This is a genomic window from Herbiconiux ginsengi, assembly GCF_900107435.1.
In the GTDB taxonomy this organism is placed as follows: Bacteria; Actinomycetota; Actinomycetes; order Actinomycetales; family Microbacteriaceae; genus Herbiconiux; species Herbiconiux ginsengi.
In genome coordinates, this window is the sequence record NZ_FNPZ01000001.1 from 506608 (window position 1) to 523661 (window position 17054).

At 71.8% G+C, this 17054-nt stretch carries 17 protein-coding genes; 14 read left to right on the forward strand and 3 right to left on the reverse strand.

Annotated elements, in window-relative coordinates; genetic code table 11:
• The first annotated feature begins 164 nt into the window (after positions 1–164).
• From BLW00_RS02415 to BLW00_RS02455, 9 genes are read left to right on the forward strand one after another with little or no spacing between them, the layout of a single operon-like run.
• The gene (locus tag BLW00_RS02415; protein WP_092548642.1) at positions 165–803 is read left to right on the forward strand and encodes a hypothetical protein; all 639 of its coding nucleotides are present in this window, start codon (positions 165–167) and stop codon (positions 801–803) included.
• Entirely contained in the window at positions 800–2044 is a 1245-nt protein-coding gene (locus BLW00_RS02420) for a serine/threonine-protein kinase (RefSeq protein WP_092548645.1), read from the forward strand. The genes BLW00_RS02415 and BLW00_RS02420 overlap by 4 nt, the downstream gene beginning before the upstream one ends.
• 8 nt (positions 2045–2052) lie before the next feature.
• Positions 2053–6669 (forward strand): FtsK/SpoIIIE domain-containing protein, encoded by a 4617-nt coding sequence (locus tag BLW00_RS02425; RefSeq protein ID WP_407650942.1) that lies wholly within the window; start codon positions 2053–2055, stop codon positions 6667–6669.
• Positions 6670–6683: 14 nt separating this feature from the next.
• Positions 6684–6980, forward strand: a complete 297-nt coding sequence (locus BLW00_RS02430) for a WXG100 family type VII secretion target (protein ID WP_092548652.1) — start codon at positions 6684–6686, stop codon at positions 6978–6980.
• Between the two features lie 2 nt (positions 6981–6982).
• Positions 6983–7273 (forward strand): hypothetical protein, encoded by a 291-nt coding sequence (locus tag BLW00_RS02435; protein WP_092548656.1) that lies wholly within the window; start codon positions 6983–6985, stop codon positions 7271–7273.
• Between the two features lie 5 nt (positions 7274–7278).
• Positions 7279–8877 carry a hypothetical protein gene (locus tag BLW00_RS02440; RefSeq protein WP_092548659.1) on the forward strand — a complete coding sequence of 533 codons (1599 nt, stop codon included), beginning with the start codon at positions 7279–7281 and terminating at the stop codon, positions 8875–8877.
• Positions 8870–9640, forward strand: coding sequence for a hypothetical protein (locus BLW00_RS23290; protein ID WP_092548662.1), 771 nt, complete (start codon positions 8870–8872; stop codon positions 9638–9640). Before BLW00_RS02440 ends, BLW00_RS23290 begins: the two co-directional genes overlap by 8 nt.
• On the forward strand, positions 9637–10359 hold the full coding sequence (locus BLW00_RS02450; protein ID WP_092548665.1) for a hypothetical protein: 723 nt from the start codon (positions 9637–9639) through the stop codon (positions 10357–10359). The genes BLW00_RS23290 and BLW00_RS02450 overlap by 4 nt, the downstream gene beginning before the upstream one ends.
• Positions 10356–10859: a hypothetical protein gene (locus BLW00_RS02455; protein ID WP_092548668.1), complete on the forward strand. Its 504-nt coding sequence runs from the start codon at positions 10356–10358 to the stop codon at positions 10857–10859. The genes BLW00_RS02450 and BLW00_RS02455 overlap by 4 nt, the downstream gene beginning before the upstream one ends.
• A 21-nt stretch (positions 10860–10880) precedes the next feature.
• Here the strand turns inward: BLW00_RS02455 and BLW00_RS02460 are convergent, their stop codons facing one another.
• Both BLW00_RS02460 and BLW00_RS02465 read right to left on the reverse strand, forming a co-directional pair.
• Complete coding sequence (locus BLW00_RS02460; protein ID WP_092548671.1) at positions 10881–12101, reverse strand: alpha/beta hydrolase; 1221 nt, start codon at positions 12099–12101, stop codon at positions 10881–10883.
• A gap of 133 nt (positions 12102–12234) precedes the next feature.
• Positions 12235–13173 carry a 5'-3' exonuclease gene (locus BLW00_RS02465; RefSeq protein WP_175494101.1) on the reverse strand — a complete coding sequence of 313 codons (939 nt, stop codon included), beginning with the start codon at positions 13171–13173 and terminating at the stop codon, positions 12235–12237.
• A 49-nt stretch (positions 13174–13222) separates the two neighbouring features.
• Here BLW00_RS02465 and BLW00_RS02470 point away from each other — a divergent pair, with 49 nt between their 5' ends.
• From BLW00_RS02470 to BLW00_RS02480, 3 genes are all read left to right on the forward strand, one after another.
• Positions 13223–14038 (forward strand): dienelactone hydrolase family protein, encoded by an 816-nt coding sequence (locus BLW00_RS02470; protein ID WP_092548674.1) that lies wholly within the window; start codon positions 13223–13225, stop codon positions 14036–14038.
• 64 nt (positions 14039–14102) lie between these two features.
• Entirely contained in the window at positions 14103–14357 is a 255-nt protein-coding gene (locus tag BLW00_RS02475) for a type II toxin-antitoxin system prevent-host-death family antitoxin (protein ID WP_092548677.1), read from the forward strand.
• Positions 14350–14619 carry a type II toxin-antitoxin system RelE family toxin gene (locus BLW00_RS02480; protein WP_245741218.1) on the forward strand — a complete coding sequence of 90 codons (270 nt, stop codon included), beginning with the start codon at positions 14350–14352 and terminating at the stop codon, positions 14617–14619. Before BLW00_RS02475 ends, BLW00_RS02480 begins: the two co-directional genes overlap by 8 nt.
• Before the next feature lie 49 nt (positions 14620–14668).
• On the opposite strand, the gene BLW00_RS02485 is transcribed toward BLW00_RS02480, so the two are convergent.
• Positions 14669–16237, reverse strand: a complete 1569-nt coding sequence (locus tag BLW00_RS02485; RefSeq protein WP_217634268.1) for a deoxyguanosinetriphosphate triphosphohydrolase family protein — start codon at positions 16235–16237, stop codon at positions 14669–14671.
• Positions 16238–16356: 119 nt separating this feature from the next.
• On the opposite strand from BLW00_RS02485, the gene BLW00_RS02490 reads away from it, so the two are divergent.
• Positions 16357–16671, forward strand: coding sequence for a hypothetical protein (locus BLW00_RS02490; RefSeq protein ID WP_139256587.1), 315 nt, complete (start codon positions 16357–16359; stop codon positions 16669–16671).
• A 23-nt stretch (positions 16672–16694) separates the two neighbouring features.
• Entirely contained in the window at positions 16695–17030 is a 336-nt protein-coding gene (locus tag BLW00_RS02495) for a LysR family transcriptional regulator (RefSeq protein WP_092548690.1), read from the forward strand.
• The last annotated feature ends 24 nt before the right edge of the window (positions 17031–17054 follow it).

Sequence of the window (17054 nt, forward strand, 5' to 3'; positions counted from 1 at the left end):
TCGCCGGCGGAGGTCGCCGCTCCGCAGCTTATCGACAGCTGTGCACAGGCAGGAGCTCCGTGGGGCGGTCAAGACACTCGTAGCTCTCGCATTCGCGCGGACGAGCCGCTATCTTGAATCTCGACGTTCGTGCCATCTCCATCCAAGAGCAATAGGGCGAATACATGACCGCTGGGCAGGTGGGCTCTCCGCCTCCACGCCCACGCGCCTGGCCCGTCATCCGCTGGATCCTCCGTGGCCTGCTCGCCGCCGCGCTGGTTGCTCTGGTCGCCCTGATCGTGGTGCGGCAGACCGGTTCCACACCGCTGGCCGCACCTGAGACCACGCCCGCCACCACGGCGGCGGCAGGCCCGACGCCCAGCGCCACCCCGAAGGCGACACCGACGCCGACCCCCACACCGACGGCGACGACGCCGGCCGACCCGGGCACCGGAGGCGGCGGAACCGGTGGTGGCGAAGCTCCGCAGCCGCCCGCGAACCCGGCCCCCGTCATCACCTCGTTCGGCGGCACCAACGCGGTGATCTGCCCGACGCCCAGCGAAGCGCCGGCCCCGGGCGCCGGGCAGGTCGAGCCACCGACCGTGAGCCTGTCCTGGACCGGAACGGGCGCCGACAGCGCCTTCTTCGGCATCGGCACGAAAGACGCCCAGGCCGAGCCGTTCTCCAGCGTCGGCGTGAACGACTCCATCGCCGTCGACTTCCAGTGCCCCCAAGCCAGCCAGATCTACACGATCACGCTGGTGGGCCCCGGCGGCGCCACCAGCCGCACCGTGACGATCAGCAACGACGGATACAAAGGATGACGCGCGCGCCTGCAACTCCTCCGCGCCTCGCCGGATTCGACTACCTGCAGACCATCGGCTCGGGCGGCTTCGCCGACGTCTACCTCTACGAGCAGCATCTGCCCCGGCGCCGGGTGGCGGTGAAGGTGCTCGCCACCGACGTCTTCGACGACCGGGCGGTCGAGCACTTCCGCGACGAGGCCAACCTCATGGCGCAGCTCTCGACGCATCCGTCGATCGTCACGATCCACCAGGCCGGGATCGCCGAGACGGGCCAGCCCTACCTCGTCATGGAGTACTGCGCACAACCGAACTTCGGGTCGCGTTTCCGCGCGGCACCGATCCCGGTCACCGAGGCCCTGGCGGTCGGCGTGCAGATCGCCGGCGCCGTAGAGACCGCGCACCGCGCCGGCATCCTGCATCGCGACATCAAGCCCGCCAACATCCTGGTGACCGACTACCACCGGCCGGCGCTCGCCGACTTCGGCATCGCCGGCACGCTGGGCGCGGCGCACGCGATCGACGCGCTCTCGGTGCCCTGGGCCGCCCCCGAGGTGCTCACCGACGAGGCGACGCTGCGGGTGTCGTCCGATGTCTACGCGCTGGGAGCGACGATCTACAGCCTGCTCGCCGGCCGAGCGCCGTTCGAGATTCCGGGAGGCGACAACTCGGCCGAGGCGATGAGCGCCCGGATCCGCGCCGGAGGCCTTCCTCCGATCGGTCGCGCGGATGTTCCGCCCGCCGTCGAAGAGGCGATCGCGGTGGCACTCTCGGCCTCCCCCTCGGCCCGCTCCACCTCGGCGCTCGCCTTCGGCCGGGCACTGCAGCGGGTGCAGGAGCAGCTCGGCTTCTCCGTCACCCCGATCGACGTCACCGACGACGCCTTCACCCGCGGGCCGAGCTTCGACGACAGCCGGTCTCGCCCGATCACCGCGACCGGTAGCGTGCCCGCGACCGATGCCGTGGCGGCGACCGTGCCCGCCGCGGTTCCGCCCTTCCCCACCGGAGCGCCGGCCGCACCGATCCCGCCTGTGCCGACGGGCAGCCACCCGGCGGCCGCCGCATTCACACCATCCCCGGCGACCGCCTCCACGACGCCGATCACGGCGCCCTTGGAATCGACTGTCCGCCGCTCCACCGCCCCGGCGCCGGTGTACACCGCCCCCGTGGTGAAGAAGCCGGTCTGGCCGGGCATCGTCCTCGACGCCGTGCTCGTCGCCGCGGTCGCCGCGGCAGCCGCCGTCTATCTGATCGGCGGCTGACGGTGCGGTTGAAGTTCACCCTGCTGCGGGGCGCGGCGCCGGCCGCCGACATCGTGGTCACGACGGATGCCACCGCCTCGGTCGGCGACGTCGCCGCCGCCGTGGCCGACGCCGATCCGCTCGCCACGCGGGAGCGCGCCGGCGCGGTGACACTCGCCGTCTCTCCGCCCGCGTTCGCCCGCGAGTCGATGCTCTCGCCCACCACCCCGATCGGCGAAGCGGAGATCGGATCCGGATTCACGGTGCGCGTGACCGCGCCGGCCGACTCACGGGAGGCGAGCGCCGTCGCGGGAACCGGGATCACGGCCGCCGACGCACCGGCTGTGATCGCCCGCGTCATCACCGGCCCGGATGCCGGCCGCGAGTTCCCGCTCGGCTTCGGGGAGAGCACGATCGGCCGCGATCCCGGATGCACGATCGTGCTCACCGATCCGCTCGCGTCGAAGGTGCACGCGAAGGTGCTCGTCGGCGACGTCATCGAGGTGGCCGATCTCAATTCCGCGAACGGATTGCTGATCGACGGCGGCATCGTGACGCGCGTCACCGTCGACGAGCATCAGACCGTCACGATCGGCGACTCCGAGCTCGGCTTCCGGCGTCTCGCACGGCCCGCAGGCGGGGTGGGCCAGGCCGATTCGGCGATCCGCGGCGCGGCCGAGCGAGGCGGGAGCCTGCCGTTCAACCGTGCGCCCCGGGTCGAGAGCCGCTACCCGGGCCGCGAGTTCCCGGCGCCCGTTCCTCCCTCCGAGCCCGAGACGATGCGCTTCCCGTGGATCTCCCTGCTTGCTCCGCTCGTCACGGGAGCCGCGATGTTCGCGCTGTTCCAGAGCGCGTTCGCCCTGCTCTTCGTGGCCCTCGCCCCCATCCTGGTGCTCGGCAGCTACCTCGACGGCGGCATGAACCGGCGACGGCGCATCGGAACCGACACCGCCCGGTTCGACGAAGAGCTGCACGACCTCTCGGCCGAGCTGGCCGCCGAGGTGCCGAAGGAGCGGGCGGTGCGCAACGCCGAGGCCCCGACCACGGCGGAGATCTACGCCGACGCGATGCAACTCGGCCCTCTGCTCTGGACCCGCCGGCCCGAGCACTGGTCGTTCCTCAACCTCCGCCTGGGCACCGGCACCCTCCCGTCGCGCAACACCGTGAGCCGCGGCGACGACCCCGGGCGGGCCGTGCCCGAGCTCAGCCGTCGGGTCGACGAGGTGCTGGCGCCGTTCGCCGAGATCGCCGACGTGCCGCTCGTGGAGAACCCTCGCTCAAGCGGGGGCATCGGGGTGGTGGGCCCGGATGCGGAGGTCGCCGATGCCGTGCGCGGCCTGCTGGTGCAGGTGGCGGGCCTGCACTCCCCGGCCGAGGTCGTGCTCGCGGCGATCACGAGCGCTCGCTGGTCTCCCGAATTCGCGTGGCTGGGCTGGCTGCCGCACACCTCCTCACCGCAGTCCCCCATCGGCGATCAGGTGCACCTGGCCGACAGCGCGGCCACCGGGCTCACATTGCTGGCCTCGCTGGAAGACCTGGTCGACGCCCGCACCCGCAGCAGTGCCGTGCCAGCCGTTCGCGGCGCCCTGCCCGAGCGCGACGACGTGACCTCCGCGGGTGGCCGGGTCGGTGAACCGGGTGGCAGCGGCGACGAGGCAGCGGCATCCCGGGGCACCGCCACGCCGGCCGTCGTGGTAGTCGTCACCGACGACGCCCCGGTCGACCGGGCACGGCTGGTGCAACTGGCCGAACGGGCCGCCGACGCGAACGTGTTCCTCGTCTGGGCCGCACCCTCGGCGCGCGCCCTTCCCGCCTTCTGCCGGAGCTGGATCGATCTCGCGACGGGGACCGACCGCGCATCCGTCGCTCTCGTGCGACTCGGCCGCGCGGTGCCGGGCGTGCGGTGCGAACGGATCGACCTGGCGCAGGCGACGGCCCTGGCACGGCGGCTCGCCCCTCTCGTCGACTCGGGGGCGCGCATCAGCGACTCCAGCGACCTGCCGCCGACCGTCTCGTTCCTCACCCTCGTGGGTACCGAGTTCGCCGAGGCGCCGGCCGTCGTGGTCGACCGCTGGCGGCAGAGCCGCGCGGGCAGCCTGCGCGCGCTGGTGGGCAACTCGGGCGTCGACGCGATGCACCTCGACCTGCGCTCGCAAGGGCCGCACGCGCTGGTGGGAGGCACGACCGGGTCGGGCAAGTCGGAGTTCTTGCAGGCCTGGGTACTCGGCATGGCTGCCGAGTACAGCCCCGATCGCGTGACCTTCCTCTTCGTCGACTACAAGGGCGGCTCGGCCTTCGCCGAATGCGTGAACCTCCCGCACGCCGTGGGACTCGTCACCGACCTCTCGCCCCACCTGGTGCGCCGCGCGCTGACCAGCCTGCGAGCCGAGCTGCAGCACCGCGAGCGGCTGCTCGGCCGCAAGAAGGCGAAGGATCTGCTCGAGCTCGAGAAGCGCGGAGACCCGGAGGCCCCACCGGCGCTCGTGATCGTGATCGACGAGTTCGCCGCCCTCGCCACCGACGTGCCGGAGTTCGTCGACGGCGTCGTCGACATCGCTCAGCGGGGGCGGTCGCTCGGCATCCACCTCATCATGGCCACGCAACGGCCGGCCGGCGTCATCAAGGACAACCTGCGCGCCAACACCAACCTGCGCGTGGCCCTCCGGATGGCCGACGAGCACGACTCGACCGACGTGGTCGGCGAGAAGACGGCGGCCTTCTTCGACCCCGCGTTGCCCGGTCGCGCCGTGGCCAAGACGGGGCCCGGCAAGGTCACTCCCTTCCAGGCCGCCTACGTCGGCGGATGGACGCACCGCGGCCCCGAGCGCGCGAGCGTGAAGGTGGCCGAGCTGCGCTTCGGCGCCGAGATCGTGTGGGAGCCACGGGTGGTCGACCCCGCCGCCCTGCGACACGACGAGACGGGGCCGAACGACGAGTCGCGGCTCGTGACCACCATCGGCACGGCCGCCGCCATCGCGGGGGTGCCGGCGCCCCGGCGTCCGTGGCTCGACGAGCTCGCCACGAGTTACGACCTCGCCGCCCTGCCGTCTTCGACCGGCGGCGAGCTCGTGCTCGGGCTCGCCGACCTGCCCGAGCGTCAGGCACAGGAGCCGGTCGTGTTCCGCCCCGATGCCGACGGCCACCTCGGCGTCTACGGCACCGGCGGTTCGGGCAAGACCGTGACCCTCCGCACCATCGCGGCCGCCGCCTCACTCGCGACCGACGGCCGCGCCGAGATCTACGCCCTCGACTTCGCCGGCGGCGGGCTCCGGATGCTCGAACAGCTGCCAACCGTCGGCTCGGTCATCGCGGGCGACGACCCCGAACGCGTCTCCCGCCTGCTCCGCATGCTGGCCGAGCTGCTCGACGAGCGCGGCCGCCGTTTCTCGACGGTGAACGCGGGCTCACTCGACGAGTACCGCGTGCTCGCCGGCACCCCCGATCTGCCGCGCGTGCTGCTGCTGATCGACGGGTTCCCGGCGTTCCGGGCGGAGTGGGAGACGGCATCCGGGCGCCTGGCCCGGTACGGCGAGTTCCAGCGCGTGCTCGCCGAGGGTCGCCGGCTCGGCGTGCACGTGGTGTTCACGGCCGACCGGCCAGGCAGCGTGCCGTCGTCGGTGAGTTCGGCCGTGCCGCGCCGAGTGGTGCTGCGGATGTCGGACGAGTCGTCGTATCTGATGCTGGACACCCCCGACGACGTGCTCGGCCCCGCCTCGCCCGCCGGTCGAGCGGTGATCGACGGGCACGAGACGCAGATCGCCGTGCTCGGCGGATCACGCAATGTGCTCGAGCAGGCCGGCGCTCTCGAGCGCCTCGCGGCCGAGTTGCGCGAGCGCGGCGTCACGGATGTCGCCGCCGTGGGCTCGCTGCCCACCGACGTCCCCCTCGGCGAGCTGCCCGTCGAGGTGGCGGGGCGCCCGGTGCTCGGGCTCGCCGACGACGACCTGGCACCGCTCGGCTTCGACCCCATCGGCCTGCTGCTCGTGGCGGGTGGACCGGCGAGCGGGCGCACGAACGCGCTGCTCGTGCTGGCGCAATCGCTGCGGCGGTGGCGGCCGGGCATCCCGCTCTACTACCTGGGGCAGCGGCGGTCGGCGCTCCTCAGCGCCGCCCCGTGGACCGAGACCGCCACCGACCCGGATGCCGTTGCGGCGCTCGCACGGCGGCTCGCCGCGTCGATCGTCGCGGCCGATGCCGAGGCCGAGCCGGGCGCATCCGCCGCACCTGGTGCATCCGATCCCCTCGCCGCCGGATCCACGACTGCCGCGCCGCTGGTCGTGGTGGTGGAGAGCATCGCCGACTTCCTCTCGACCCCGGCCGACGCGGCCATCGTGGAACTGATCCGTTCGGTCAAGCGCAGCGAGCACCTGCTCATCGCCGAGGCCGAGACGAGCACCTGGAGTTCGTCGTGGCCGCTCCTCGCCGAGGTGAAGAACGCCCGCCGCGGCATTCTCCTGCAACCCGAACCCGTTGAAGGGGAGACGGTGCTGCGCACCGCCCTCCCGCGCGCCGCCCGCTCGGAGTTCCCTCCGGGCCGCGGCTACCTCGTGGCCGCCGGAAAGGCCACGCGGGTGCAGCTGCCTCGCGCCGCCGCGCCCACCGCCAGCACCATCGATCCGGCCGCCGACGTGGCGACCCGTTCCTGAAGGAGAAGCCGACCATGGCGAACCTCAACGTCACCTACGAAGAGATGAACGACGCATCCCACCGCCTCGATGCGGGGCGGGACTCCATGACGAACACGCTCACCGAGCTCAAGAACCTCATCGACCAGCTCGTGGCCGGCGGGTTCCAGACGCAGCTCGCCTCCGGCGCGTTCCAGGACACCTACGAGCAGTTCACCTCGGGCACCACCCAGGCGGTGAACGGGCTCGACGGGATGGCGAAGTTCCTGCGCGGCGCCGCGACCGCGATGCAGAACACCGACGAGCAGCTCGCTCGCGCCATCCAGCAGTGACCATGGCCGACCTCGTCGTCGACACCGACACCCTGCGCGAACTCGACTCGTCGCTCCGGCTGATCGTGAACACCCTCGATTCGGCCGGAGGGATGAGCCGCTCCACGGCCGACGCCTGCGGCGACGGCGACCTCGCCGGGGTGCTGATCGACTTCGCCGACGACTGGGAGGACACGAGGGAGGACATGCTCGACGCCGTGCGATCCATCAGCGACGCCGTGCACATGATCTCGAGCGCCTTCGACGAGGTCGACGGCAAGCTGCTCGAGGCTCTCCAGAAGGCGATGGGCTGACGCGGATGGCCGAGTTGGGGCCCCTGCCGGGCGACCCGGATACGGTGCTGCGCGACGCGACGCAGTACCAGCGCACGGCCGAGGCCATCGCCTCCGCTGCCCAGCAGCTCCGCGGGCTCTCGGGTGAGAACTACCGTTCGGATGCGGTCGACGCGATCATCTCGACCGCCTCGGATGCCGCGGGCACCATCACGCAGGCGCACACCCGCTACTCCGAGGCCGCGCAGGCCCTGCTCGACTACGCGACACCGATGCGCGAGGCGCACGATCGCGCGAACGCGCTGACCGTCGCGAACCGCGACCTCGTCGACCGGGCAGCCGTCATCCGGCCCCAGCTGGAGGAGTACGAGCGGCAGTCGCAGCTGCCCGGCCCGCAGCAGCAGACCGCGCTGGCCGCGCTCGAGCAGCTGCGTGGCGAGTGGGATTCGCTGCAGGCGCAGATGAGTCAGGCCGAGGCCGAGTGGCATGCCGCCCTCGACCGGATGCGCCAGGCCGCCCGGGTGGCGGCCGGGCGGGTGCACCGCGGCAACGAGTTCGGCGATCTCAACGACAGCTTCTGGGACTCGATCGGCGATTTCTTCGACATCGTCAAGCTGGTGGCGGGCATCGCCCAGGTGGTGCTGAAGATCGTGTCGCTCGTGCTGACGGTGCTCGCCGTGGTGTTCGCCGCGTTGGCGGTGGTGGTGCCGATCCTCGCGGTGGTGTCGGCGCTGCTCTTCCTCTACGCGCAAGTGGTGAACATCGCGATCGCGGTGCTGGCGCTGCTGCAGTTCGTGATGAACGGCTTCCACATCCTCGACCTCGTGCTCGTCGGCGCGGCCGTGCTGGCGGCTTTCGGGGGCGGAGCGCTCGGCAACGCGCTGGGGGCGGCGGCGAAGTCGGCCGCGGCCGGTGCGACCGCGGCACTCGGCGAAGCGGCGAGCAAGGGCATCGGCGAGCTCGCTCAGGAGGCCGTGAGCCACGCGCTCGAGGCGGCCACCGATCAGGTGGTCGACGGCATCCTCGATCTCGGCGACGACGCGCACTCGCTCTACGACTCGATCTCGGGGGTGGGCGCCGACTTCCTCGAGACCACGTTCGACGGCGGGGTCTCGGCGTTCACCGACACGATGGAAGGGATCGGCGAGAAGGTCGGTGCCGACTTCGCCGAAGGTGTGCAGGCGAGCGGGCTGGGCTCGGTGATCGACGGCGCCGGGCAGCTCGGGCGAGCCGGCGCAGGGCTCCTCGGGCAGGGCTATGACGCGGCCTACTCCGTGGCGACGCAGGTGGGCGACTCGGTGCAATCGGCGGTGTCGTCGATCGAGCAGTCGGTCGATCAGGCCTCACGCAGTGCGCTCGGACCGCTTCTCGGCCAGGGCCTCGACGGGGTGTCGTCGCAGCTCTCCCACGATCTCGGCGGTGTGCTCGGCGGGCCGGATGCCGGCAAGCAGGTGAGCGACTTCGTCTCGACCCAGCTCGGCGGCCTGGTGGGTTCGATCCCGGGTGCTGACGCGGTGGTGAAGCCGATCGCCGATGGCTTCGGTGATCTCGCGCAGCACGCGTACCAGGCGACGCAGTCGCCGCACGTCGGGGCGGGCACGAGCGGCGGGTCGCGGCATGGCTGAGCGAGTGCAGTTCTCGCTGACGCTGCCGCCCGGCTGGCTGGCGCTGACGCCGGAGACGGTGGCGGCGGTCGCGGCCTCGGCGGCCTCGGCGGCGGTCGCGGCGTCGGCAGCGGCCTCGGCGGGTGCTTCGGCGAGCGCGGTGGCGACAACGGCAGACACAGCGGCAGCCCCCGCGGATGCGACGGGCTCGTCGGATGCGCCGAACGCGGCGAACGGGACGGTCGCGACGCGAGCGGCGACGCCCGAGCTCGCGGCGGAGCTGAACAGCGCGCTCGAGCAGGCAGCGCGGCAGCAACGGCCGGGCCGCCTGCGTTACGTCTACCTCGGCGTGACCGGCACCGCCTCCGTGCATGCCTGGGCCCACCTCGAGCTCACGGCGCGCGACGGCGCCACGCCCCAGGGCGTGCTGGCTCGGCTGCAGGCCGATGCCCCGGAGCGCACCTCGGCCACCGACGGAGGCTCGACCACAGACTGGCGTGATCCGGCCGCGGGCGGGGTGCGGCCGTGGCGGCGGGAAGTGGCCGAGGCGGTGCTCGCGGGGATGCCCGCCGTCGTCGTCGACGATCTGCTCGAGGTGCCGTCGGCCGCCGGCGCCCGCCTGCACCGGCGCATCCTCGTCACCCTGTTCCCCGACGACCCGGATGCGGTCGTGCAGTTCCAGTTGTCGACCCCCGATCTCACGGCCTTCGACGATGCGCTCGCTGCCGCGGTCGATCTGGTCGGGTCGCTGCGGCTCACGACCCCGAGCCAGGAGCCCGCATGACCTCACCATCGGCATCCGGAGCCGCGTCTCCTTCGGCGCCCGCCTCCGCTTCGGCGCCCGCCTCCGCTTCTGCCTCCGCCTCCGCCGAGAACGGATTCGATTTCGCCCTGCCGGGCACGTGGTGGCTCGTGCCCGTCGACGACCCGGCCGTCGCCGAACGCTCGATCGCGCGCGCGGTGGAGCGGGCCGTCGGCCGGCGCGACGAGGATGCGAGGCTGCGCGCGGAGCTCAGGGCCAAGTTCACCGATGTCGCCGACCGCGCCCGCACCGCGGGGGCCGCCCAGGTGCACCTCTGCCACGAGGTCATGCCGGGCGTTCCGCTCCCGGCCACGCTCACCGTCTACTGGCCGCGGCTCGCGCTGCGGGCCAGCGGCGAGACCGATCCGGGTGCCGCCCTGCGTGCCGTGCTCGGGCCGCCCGACGGCGACGCCGACGTGACGCTCGACGACCTGCCCACCGGGCCGGGCATCCGTCGCACCCGGGTGTTCACCGGATCGGCCGCGCCCGACGGCTCGGCGCCCGACGTCACCACCGTCGAGGTCGACTACTGGCTCGCCACCCCGGGCGGCCGGGTGCTGCTGCTCTCCTTCGCCTGTGGGATGCCGCTCCTCGCCGACCAGCTCGTCGAGCTCTTCGACCTGGTGGTGCGCACCACCACCTGGCGCTTCCCCGCCGGAACGACGGGCACGGGGGGCACGGCGGGCACGGGGCGATCGTGAGCAGCACATCCGCCCTCCCCACCCGTCCAGCGAGCCTCCTCCCCGGCGCCGCGATGCTCCGCTACACCCGCAACGTCATCATCTGGGTCGTGTTCTGGGCGGTGGCCTACAGCATCGGCACCACGGCATCCAAAGGCCTGTGCGCCGGCGGAGGGACGGTCTACGGCGGGTTCGTCGACTCCGACGGACAGCCGACCGATGCCGTGCCGCAGTGCACGCACCTCACGATGAGCCCGAGCTGGGTGGTCTACCTCGCGCTCGTGGTGATCCTCGTCGTCGCCCTCACCCGCGCCGCGCGGCGCGCGGGCACGCAGGCGGCCGCGGTGCGGATGCCGCAGCGCGCCGCCCTCGCCGTCGCTCTCGTCGCGGCGTGCAGCAGCGCGCTCAGCCTGCTCTGCTTCTTCGCCCTGCCCGTCGACGGCACGAGCGGTGCGGTCTCGAGTTGGCTGCCGTTCCCGTTCGCCACAGTCACTTTCGAGCAGGTCCCGATCGCGACCTGACGGACGAGGGCGCGCCGTCGGTCAGGAGCCGAAGACGGTGTCGAGCCAGTCGAGGGCACGACGGTTGACGAGCGAGCGGTTCATCATCTCGCAGTGCATGCCGGCACCCTCCGCTGCCGTGAAGTCGATCACCGTCGCGTTCGGCAGCGCCGCCGCGAACTCTCCCACAGCGGCGGCGAGCGGATCGTTCTCAGCCCGCGTGAGCAGCACCGGGCAGGTGAGCTGCGACACTCGGTCCCGCAGGGTGAATTTCGCCGTCGCGGCGATCATGCCCCGGAGGTCCGTGACCCCGTTCGCCCAGAATCCGCGCTGCTCGATCGACCAGCGCATCGCCCGGTTCTGCCGGATCACCGCCATCATCTGCGCCAGCGCCGCGTCATCGAGGGTCTCCGGATGCGCGGCCTCCTCCGCCGTCGCCCCGAACCGCTGCGCGAAGCGCACGAGCGACGCCCCGAGATCCCACTGCCCCGGGTCGGCGATGCACGCCGCGATCCTCGGCTCGCCGGACGCCGCGCGCGGCGCCAGGTAGCCGCCGAGGCTCCAGCCGCTCACCGCGATGCGTGACGCATCCACGGTCGGGACGGTCAGCGCGTGGTCGACGACCGCCGAGACCACGACCTCCCAGTCGTGCCGCAGCGGCACGCCCTGCTCGTAGAGCATCCCGCCCTGCCCGGGGCCATCGAACATCAGCACGTGGTAGCCGCGACGCGAGGCCGCGACGCCCATCGCGAACCACAGATCGGTGACGGTCGCGTCGTAACCGTTCACGAGGATGACCAGCGGTCGCACCTCGCTCTCGTGACCGGTCGCGGGCACCAGGTAGGAGCGCATCCGTGCACCTTCGAAGGGGATCTCGACGACCTCGACGGGCACCTCGCGCAATGCCATTCCGGCGTCGAACGCCGCCACCTGGCGCCGGTAGCCCTCGAGCAGTCGCGGGTCGACCGGAAAGCCGTAGAGCGGGTGGTAGGCGCTGGCGTACGCCGCGCTGGCCCGCAGGAAGAGATCGGATGCGCTCCCCCGGTGACCCGCGGCTCGGGTCGTCTCGGCCTCGGCGTTCAGCCGATCGCCGGCGGCCAGCCAGGCGTCGTAGAACGCGCCGTCGTCGCCGTCGCCGACGGCTGCGGCCACCGCGGCGACGTCGCCGTAGTCACCGCCCCCGTAGGGTGCGTACCCGAGGAGCCAGGTGCCGAACTCGTTGTGGAAGGGGTCGGAGAACAGCTGCCCTGGTGTTTCACTCACGCTTTCAGGCTATCGGCCGGGCGAGCGCCACCACAGGGCGACACGCTCCCGTGCCAGGTCGCCCGAATGGGCTGCCCCACACGGGTCGGTGGCGCATTCGGGCTACCTGGCCAGGGGCGACGACGGGCAGCCCTCAGGCAGTGCGGTCGAGGGCGGCGAGCAGGCGGCCGACGGCGCCGCCGAGGTTCCAGTCGTCGGCCAGGCGCTCCAGTTCCGCGCGATCGTCACCCGACACCGGATGCAGCTTCGCGCCCGCCTCTTCGAGGCTCGGCAGCTCGAGGTCGCGCACAACCTTCACGACCGTCGGCGCCACCGCGAGATAGTCGGCGGCCACTTCGAGCTTCAGCCGAACGGATGCGGACACGCCACCCTGCGCATCCGCCGCCGCCGCGAGCAACCCGTCGAGCGTGCCGTACTCGCCCAGGAGGCCCGCCGCCGTCTTCTCGCCGATGCCGGCCACCCCCGGCAGGCCGTCACTGGAGTCGCCGCGGAGGGTCGCGTAGTCGGCGTACTGCTCGGGAAGCACCCGGTACTTGCCCACCACGACCGACTCGGTGAGCACCTCGAGGTTCTTCATGCCGCGCGCGGTATAGATCACGCGCACATCGCGGGCATCGTCGACGAGCTGGAACAGGTCACGGTCGCCGGTGACGACGTCGACCGGCATCTCGGCGTGGCTGGCATAGCTGCCGATCACGTCGTCAGCCTCGTGCTCGGCTGCGCCCACGACCGCGATACCGGCCAGGGCCAGGGTCGCACGGATCATCGGGATCTGCGCCTCGAGCGAATCGGGCACCACCTCGACGTCAGGCCCGACGGCCACCACCTCCGCCACCCGGTGCGCCTTGTAGCTCGGGATGAGGTCGACCCGCCACTGCGGGCGCCAGTCGTCATCCCAACAGGCGACGAGATGCGTGGCACCGTAGTCGGTGGTGAGCCGCGCGATCATGTCGAGGAGCCCCCGCACGGCGTTCACCGGGGTGCCGTCGGCCCGGCGGATCGTGTCGGGCACGCCGTAGAAGGCACGGAAGTACAGCGACGCGGTGTCGAGGAGCATCAGGCGATCGGTCATAGCCGATCCTGACACGGATGCGCCCGCTCGCGCACGGCAGACTAGGAGCATGACCGGCGCCGCCCCCACCTCCACCCTCGACGGCTGGGCGCGCTCGCCCTTCACCGGCGCGGGCAGAACCTACGACTGCTACGAGAAGGGATCCGGCCCGGGAGTCGTGCTGATTCCCGAGTTGCCCGGCATCACGCCCGAGGTGCTGGGGCTCGCCGAGCACCTCGTGGGCGAGGGCTTCACGGTGGTGGTGCCCTCGCCATTCGGGGTTCCGGAGAAGGAGGGCACTCCCGGGTACACGCTGCGCACGGTCGCCCGCATCTGCGTGAGCGCCGAGTTCCGGGCCTTCGCGGTCGACGCGAAGCGGCCCATCACCGGGTTCCTGCGGGCGGTCGCCGCCGATCTGAACACCCGCACGCCCGGCGCCGGAGTGGGCGTGATCGGGATGTGCTTCACCGGCGGATTCGCGCTGGCGACGGCCGTCGACGACGCGGTGCTCGCATCCGTCGTCAGTCAGCCGGCGGCGCCGTTCCCCCTCGGGAAGGCGCGGCAGGCCGATCCGGGGCTGTCGTCGGGCGAGCTCGACCAAGTGGCCGCCCGAGCCGATTCCGCCGGGTTCTGCGCGCTCGGGCTGCGCTTCTCGGAGGACCCCAACTCGCCGCGCCCGCGCTTCGACTCGCTGCGACAGCGGCTCGGCGACGCCTTCGAGGTGATCGAGCTCGACTCCTCCCCCGGCAACCCCGGCGGCTTCTCGCCCCGAGCCCACTCGGTGCTCACGAGCGAGGTGCGCGACACCCCCGGCCACCCGGCCCTGCTCGCCCGAGCGCGCGTCGTGCAGTTTCTCCACAGACACCTTGCCGACTCCCGGATCTGAGATACGATCAATTCTCATCTATCGACCGCTCGATTTCTTGAGGTACGAATTGTACAATTCAGACATGAGGTACATTCCCGCATCCGACGCCCGTCAACGCTGGGCCGAAACGCTCGACGGCGCCCGTCGTGAGCCGGTCACGATCACGCAGCACGGCCGTGGCACGGTGATGATCCTCGACGTCGAGGTGGGCGAGCGTGCGTTGGCGGCACTCGAAGACGCCGAAGACGTGGCTGCCGCCCAGGCGGCTCTGGTGGAGGATGAGCCCCGCGTCTCGCTCGAGGAGATCGCGAAGGAACTCGGCATCACCCTTGCCTGACCGACACGGCGTCGAGTTCACAGCAGCAGCGGCGCGGCAGGTGCGCAAGCTCGATCGGCGCACACAGGCCCGAGTGCTCGCAGCGATCGGGATGCTCCGCGACGTTCCCCGCCCGCCGGCGGCCACGACGCTGGTCGGGCATCCGGGCCTCCTCCGCGTCAGGGTGGGCGGCCACCGGATCGTCTACAGCGTCGACGACGGAGTCCTCACGGTACTCGTGGTGGCGATCGGTCACCGCCGCGAGGTGTATCGGAACCTCTGATCCGTGATCACGGGGCTTCTGGGTCGGTGGATTCGGTCGGTGGCCCCGATCAGAGGCTCTGGCCGATGTCCCAGAGGCGGTCGGTGCGACCGTTCAGGGCCTCCGCCACGGCGATCGCCTGACCGTCGGAGAGCGACGCCACGTAGTCGATCACGCCCCGCCCGTGGCCCAGGCGGCGGAGGGCGGCCGGCGCCGTGTCATCGAGCAGGTACGGCCGCTCGGCCGCCAGCCGCTGGTATCCGACGGTCGCGAGATCGACCATCTCGATCAGCCGTCGCGGCACGCGCTTGCGGTCGTAGTCGTCCTCGAGCCAATCGGAGAACGCGCTCACGAGGCTCACCAGCACCTGGCTGAGCCCGCGCTGATACATGGCGATGTCGGGCCGGTTGAGGATGAAGTGCTTGTGCACGAACTTGAGCACCTTCACCTCGTGCCAGGCGCGACGGTCGAGCGTGATGATGCCGGTGCGCGGGGTGTCGGAAGGAGCTGCGACGATCGAACGCTCGAAGTGCGCGATCCAGCGGCTCGTGAAGCTGGACAGCCGCCGCTCGGCCGCGATCGAGCCGTCGAACACCGTCGAGAGCAGGCCCTCCACGAGATCCTCCGACACCACGGCCACCGCGTCGGCGAAGGCGTCGTCGTCGGCGATCCACGGGTCGTCGCGGTGGATCTTGCGGCGCAACGCCTCGATGCCCTCGCCCGCATGGTTGCGCACGCCCTCGACCTCGAGCTCGGGCGCGTCGAGCAGGCGGAGCACCGCCGAGTTCTCGATCCAGCCCTTGAACTCGCGCGACACCGCCACCTGGCTCAGGATGCCGGCGCGGTAGAAGTCGTCGACGTCGTGGATGGAATACGCGATGTCGTCGGCGATGTCCATCACCGCGCACTCGAGTGACTGCTCCCAGGGCTTCAGGGCAGGCGCCGACGCACGCGCCTCGATCAGGTCGTCCTGCTCGAGGAAGTAGGCCGAGTACTTGCGCGCCACGATCGCGTCGCCCTCGCGCTTGATGCCGCGGGGCAGGTCGGTGGAGTCGTGCACGCGATCGCGGTCGAACGTCATCCCCTCCAGCTGCGGGGTCCACGGATACTTCGCCACGGCCGCGCGAACCGCGGCCGTGAGGTTCAGCCCCGCGGATGCGCCGTCGCAGACGTCGAGAACGGTGAGGATGCGATAGGTCTGCGCATTGCCCTCGAATCCGTCGCGGAGGCCGAGCGTGTCGCGCGCGATGCGGTTGAGCACGTTCTCGCCCAGGTGACCGAACGGCGGGTGGCCGAGATCGTGTGCGCTGGCGGCCGCCTGCACGACCACGGCGTCGCATCCGCCGGGCGAGACCTCCGGCGAGAGGGCGGGCGTGGTGCCCACCAGTGTGTCGTCGACCGTGACCGCGATCGCGCGCGCCACCGCCGTCACCTTGATGGAATGCGTGAGGCGGTTGTGGATGAGCGGGCTCGCCCCGGCCTGCGAGATCACCTGGGTGACGGCGGAGAGGCGGGAGAAATAGGGCGAGAAACGTACGCGCTCGAGATCGATGCGGTAGTCGGGGTTGTGATCGGCGAGCTGGATCTCGTCGAGCACCTCGGGCTGGCGGCGTTGCAGGCGGGCGTCATCGTGGGTCACACTCACTCCTCGTTCGTTCGCCCTATTCTGCGCCAGATCAGGTGATCGGATCGTCGTCGCGGATGCGCGCCGCCGGGTTAGCGTGTCGGGAGACATCCGTTCGACGAAAGGAAGCATCCGTGCCACCACGACTCGGTTCCAAGCAGATGTTCGTCGGCGGGCTCATCGTGACCGCGCTCGGCGTGCTCGCAACCGCCTTCTCGGACTCCCTCGTCTACGCGCTGATCGGCAACGACGCCACGGCGCTCCTCGCCGCATCGGGAATCGTCGGCGCACTGTCGCAGGCGGTGCTGACCCTCGGGGTGGTGCTCGCGGGCGTCTCGCCGTTGGCCCGGATGCTCGAACGTCCGCTGAAGCGGCCCGACGAACGCACGGTGCTGATCCGCGAGAGCCTCGACCGCCGCGCCCGGGCGAGACGTCGGCCCGGCTCATGACGAGCGGCGGGTAGCCTGGGGGCGTGGACATCAGCCAGCTCCGGCACTTTCTCGCGGTCGCCGACGAGGGCGACTACTCGCGCGCCGCGAATGCGGAGCATGTGTCGCGGGCGACGATCCAGGCATCCGTCGCCCAGCTGGAGGCCGAACGCGGGGAGACCCTGGTCGAGCCCGACGGCACGGGCGTGGCGCTGACGGAGGCGGGCCTCGCGTTCCGCGCCGAGGCGCGCGGACGGGTCGCGAGCGCTCCCCCGCCGCCACCGAAGGCCGGCGGCAAGGCCAAGGCCTCGAAGGGCAAGGGCCGCGCCCCCACCGTGAAGGGCGAGCCTCTCCCCTACAAGAAGCGCCAGGGCCGCTGACCCTGTGCCCCTACCCGCCCTTCG

Bases quoted from the DNA above. Each gene is read 5' to 3' on its own strand.
- BLW00_RS02415 (WP_092548642.1), top strand. From the start codon at position 165: ATGACCGCTGGGCAGGTGGGCTCTCCGCCTCCACGCCCACGCGCCTGG.
- BLW00_RS02420 (WP_092548645.1), top strand. From the start codon at position 800: ATGACGCGCGCGCCTGCAACTCCTCCGCGCCTCGCCGGATTCGACTAC.
- BLW00_RS02430 (WP_092548652.1), top strand. From the start codon at position 6,684: ATGGCGAACCTCAACGTCACCTACGAAGAGATGAACGACGCATCCCAC.
- BLW00_RS02435 (WP_092548656.1), top strand. From the start codon at position 6,983: ATGGCCGACCTCGTCGTCGACACCGACACCCTGCGCGAACTCGACTCG.
- BLW00_RS02440 (WP_092548659.1), top strand. From the start codon at position 7,279: ATGGCCGAGTTGGGGCCCCTGCCGGGCGACCCGGATACGGTGCTGCGC.
- BLW00_RS23290 (WP_092548662.1), top strand. From the start codon at position 8,870: ATGGCTGAGCGAGTGCAGTTCTCGCTGACGCTGCCGCCCGGCTGGCTG.
- BLW00_RS02450 (WP_092548665.1), top strand. From the start codon at position 9,637: ATGACCTCACCATCGGCATCCGGAGCCGCGTCTCCTTCGGCGCCCGCC.
- BLW00_RS02465 (WP_175494101.1), bottom strand. From the start codon at position 13,173: ATGACCGATCGCCTGATGCTCCTCGACACCGCGTCGCTGTACTTCCGT.
- BLW00_RS02470 (WP_092548674.1), top strand. From the start codon at position 13,223: ATGACCGGCGCCGCCCCCACCTCCACCCTCGACGGCTGGGCGCGCTCG.
- BLW00_RS02475 (WP_092548677.1), top strand. From the start codon at position 14,103: ATGAGGTACATTCCCGCATCCGACGCCCGTCAACGCTGGGCCGAAACG.